The following is a 3,986-nucleotide window of genomic DNA, read 5'->3' on the forward strand; positions in this document are numbered from 1 at the left end:
TCTCTATAACCTCTAAATCCACATTTTTGTGCAAATCTCGATAGGGAGGACTCGGATACAAAGAGTTTTTCTGCTAATTTTTTAGCGGCAAAATCCCCTTTCTTGTTGTTATGGATAAAAAAATCAGCTATATTTTTTTCTACTGGTGTGAAGTTTTCGTAATTTGATTCTATATTTTCAATAACTGATTTTGTTAGGTAATCTATGGCATCCTCCTTAATTGTATTCTTGTTTGTAGTTATAAAAGGCACCTATCATGCCTGCTGAATTTTGATTTTTGGCAAATTTGAGACTAATTTGTTCATAAATTGGCTCTTTTAGATATTCTCTTAACTTAGTATCTATTATACCATATAGGTAGTCTTCCTGGGACATGATTCCTCCGCCTAAGATTACTGTATCTGGGTTTAGAACATAGGAGATGTTAGCTATACCTATGGCTATAGCTTCGCACATTTCATCAATAGCCTTGGTACAAATAGGATCTGATTTTTTAGCTAGGTAAAAGATTTTTTTGCCATTCCAATCATCCACGCTTTCGTTTTTTTCTTTTGCTACCTTTTCAACTAGAGTTTTTGCTGATCCAAGGTCTTGGAGATCCTCATTTCCTATTTTCATATAGCCTACTTCTAAGGCAGAGCCTGATACGCCTTGGTAGACTTCTCCATTGATTACGGCACAACCACCTATGCCAGTTCCTATGGTGAGTATTAGGGCAATCTTGCTATCCTTGCCTGCTCCTGATATATATTCTCCTAGTCCTGCACAGTTAACGTCGTTTTCTACTGCACAGTCTAGACCAAATTGTTCCTTTATTGGTTTTTTGAAGTTGATACCGGTGTAGTTTGGTATGAGATTTGAAGCATAGCGAATGGATCCATTTTTTCTGTCGACCATGCCAGCTGTGGATATGGCTACTCCTTCTACTTGCTGACTTTTCGTGTAGTTTTCTATTATTTTTAGGACCTTTTCTAAGATTTGTTCTCCGCCTTTGTAAGCTTCGGTTTCTAATTCATTTTTCTCTTTTATAATAGCGTTTTCATCTATTAGACCATATTTTATAAATGTTCCACCTATGTCTATACTTATGTAATATTTCACAATTGTCTCCTTGAAATTCTTAAGTTCATAAAAAGGCATCATGCAGAGCACATGCCTTTTCATAATTTAGATCTTTATTTTAAATATTGCTTTTTTGATTTTTTGAGGTTTATCTACTGCTATAGCAGTCATATGACCATCGTTAGGATAGCAGATTAGAAAGTCTCCTTGACTTAAAGTCACTGATGAATTTTTATAGCCTTCGATCTTTTGGTAGTCTTCTTCTTTGATGTATTCACCTAATGTCATATTTTTTAAGAAATTAAGGTCTATTTGTTCTTTCCCATCTAAGAGAAGGTGAAGGTCTAGATAATCTTTGTGAGCTTCCCAAAACCTATTTTCTGGCTTTGTTGTCTCATATTCTACAATATTTACAAATAATTCGTCGCCTTTTATATCATGTCTACCAGTATCGAATGACATTAAATCATTTTCTTTAGCATAAGTGAAACATTCTTTGATTTTATCTTCCAAAAAAGAATATTCTTCTAGATTTTTAATGTTTCCAAATATCATTTTATTCTCCTATTTTGCCTTAAAAATTGTCATTCCATCTGGAGCTAGGTCTTCTACTCCCTTAACTTTGTTGTAGACAATAGAGCCTATAACACCAACTACAAGTGAAACTACTATTGAAATTATAGAGTATGACCAAAATGATACTTTAGCTGGATCTACAAAGTATTTGATGTATACCATTACTAAAGATGATACTATAAACGCTAAGCTTGCACCGAATTTATTTGCAACTTTTGTGAAAGCTCCTAGTATAAATATACCCACTAGTATACCTAATACTAGACCCATGAAACCGTTAAACCATTCATAGGCTGACTTGATAGAGCCATGTGCTAGTATGATTGATACGATTATAGCAAATATACCAACGATTAATGATACTCTTTGACCAATTTTGGTTTGTTGTTCAAATGATAGTTCTTTTTTGTTAAGTCTAGATTGGATATCTAGGGTCCAGCTTGATGCTACTGAGTTTAGTCCGGTTGATAGGGTAGATTGGCTAGCTGCATATATAGCTGCAAGTAATAAGCCAGTAACACCTACAGGTAGTTCAAAAGCTATCCAAGATGCAAATATTTGGTCTTGTTGAGCTGCTGGAGGTAGGGGATTTCCTTGCACATTATAGAAAACATATAGTCCAGTACCTATTAGGTAGAAAACTGTTGAAATAAATATTGAAAGGAGTCCATTGGTTTTCATCATATTGTTAAGTTTCTTAGTGTCAGTTGTTGTTGTAAATCTTTGTACTATATCTTGGCTTGATACATATGAGCCAATTGTATTTAGTCCCGCTCCTACTATTAGTAAAAACACGCTATCTTTCAATATATTTGGGTCGAACATTGGTTGGTCTTGAGCTAAGAATTTGTGATTATTAAATAGTTCTAAGTTAATTGCACCTAGCCCTCCATCAATGTGAGCTATTAGGTAGATTAATCCAAATGTTACACCTATTAGAAGGACAGAACCTTGAATAAAGTCAGTCCATAGGACTGATTTTAGTCCACCTGTATAGGAATAAATGATAGCAATAACTCCCATTATTATTATCAATAAATCAACGCTAATACCCATAAGTTTAGAAAGTACCATACATGGTAGATACATTATGATTGACATACGTCCTACTTGGTATATGATAAACATTACAGCTCCAAGAACTCTTAGACCCTTGCTCTTAAATCTTAGTTCAAGGTAGTGGTAAGCTGTATCAATATCAAGTCTGCTATAGATAGGCAAAAAGAACTTGATTGTAAATGGGATAGCTATTATCATACCCAATTGAGCAAACCACATAAGCCAAGTACCGGCATATGAATTTCCAGCAAGGGATAAGAAAGATATCGGGCTAAGTAAGGTTGCAAAAATAGATACTGATGTTACCCACCAAGGTATGGATCCATCTCCCTTAAAATATTCCTTGCCTTTCATTTCTTTTTTTGAAAAGTGAAGGCCAGCAAATAATACAGCCGCTAGATAGACTATTAGTATTGCTAAATCAATGTTTGTAAATCCTTGCATAAATTTCTCCTATTTTAATTTGTAATGTATTTTTCGCGAGCCTTGTTAATCATTGAAGCTGCTTCTTTAACAATTTTTTCGTCATTATCACTTAATGCAGCTAAAGGTTTTCTAACACTTCCTAGTTCTAAGCCTTCATTTTCTTTTAAGATAGCTTTTATAACAGCATACATATTTCCATGGCCTGATACCATCTTGTAGATTATGGCATTGATGTCATATTGCATATTGCGTGCTTCTTCTAAGTTTCCATTTACTAAGTGTTCGTTCATCTTTAAAAATAGCTCTGGCATAGCACCATATGTTCCACCAATCGCACCTTCTGCGCCGATTAGACGGCCTGAGATAAATTGTTCATCTGGACCGTTGAATATGATGTAGTCTTCACCAGCATCTTGTTTGAACATTTGTATATCTTGAACTGGCATAGATGAGTTTTTCACGCCGATTACTCTAGGATTCTTTCTCATTTCTGCAAATAGGCTTGGTGTAAGTGCAACACCTGCTAGTTGTGGGATGTTGTAAATTACAAAGTCTGTATTTGGAGCAGCAGATGATATGTCATTCCAATATTCTGCTATAGCATATTCTGGAAGTCTAAAATATATAGGAGGTATAGCTGCTATAGCATCTACTCCGAGGCTTTCTGCATGAGCTGCAAGTTCCATAGAATCTTTTGTGTTGTTGCAAGCAACGTGAGCAATAACAGTTAATTTGCCCTTAGCTATTTCCATAACATTTTCTAAAACGATTTTCTTATCTTCAACGCTTTGGTAGATGCATTCACCAGAAGAACCATTGACATAAACTCCCTTAACACCTTTTTCGATAAAATATTTTGTAAG

Annotated in this window: 4 protein-coding genes and 1 pseudogene; all 5 read right to left on the bottom strand. The window is 34.8% G+C overall.

All coding sequences use genetic code 11. The annotated features are described in order from the left end of the window. Positions 1–251: pseudogene (locus MRZ08_RS04055) on the bottom strand (hypothetical protein); the annotation flags it as partial. Beyond that, positions 217–1,101, bottom strand: a complete 885-nt coding sequence (locus tag MRZ08_RS04060) for an ROK family protein (protein WP_297379537.1) — start codon at positions 1,099–1,101, stop codon at positions 217–219. The pseudogene MRZ08_RS04055 and the gene MRZ08_RS04060, both read right to left, overlap by 35 nt. 66 nt (positions 1,102–1,167) lie before the next feature. Next, positions 1,168–1,617: a YhcH/YjgK/YiaL family protein gene (locus MRZ08_RS04065; RefSeq protein ID WP_297379541.1), complete on the bottom strand. Its 450-nt coding sequence runs from the start codon at positions 1,615–1,617 to the stop codon at positions 1,168–1,170. 9 nt (positions 1,618–1,626) lie between these two features. Next, the gene (locus MRZ08_RS04070; RefSeq protein WP_297379543.1) at positions 1,627–3,141 is read right to left on the bottom strand and encodes a sodium:solute symporter; all 1,515 of its coding nucleotides are present in this window, start codon (positions 3,139–3,141) and stop codon (positions 1,627–1,629) included. Between the two features lie 14 nt (positions 3,142–3,155). Beyond that, positions 3,156–3,986 (bottom strand): dihydrodipicolinate synthase family protein (locus MRZ08_RS04075; RefSeq protein WP_297379546.1); only part of this gene is annotated, 831 nt, incomplete at its 5' end.

The sequence above is a fragment of the Anaerococcus sp. genome (genome assembly GCF_022770135.1).
GTDB lineage: Bacteria > Bacillota > Clostridia > Tissierellales > Peptoniphilaceae > Anaerococcus.

Bases quoted from the DNA above. Each gene is read 5' to 3' on its own strand.
- MRZ08_RS04065 (WP_297379541.1), bottom strand. From the start codon at position 1,617: ATGATATTTGGAAACATTAAAAATCTAGAAGAATATTCTTTTTTGGAA.
- MRZ08_RS04070 (WP_297379543.1), bottom strand. From the start codon at position 3,141: ATGCAAGGATTTACAAACATTGATTTAGCAATACTAATAGTCTATCTA.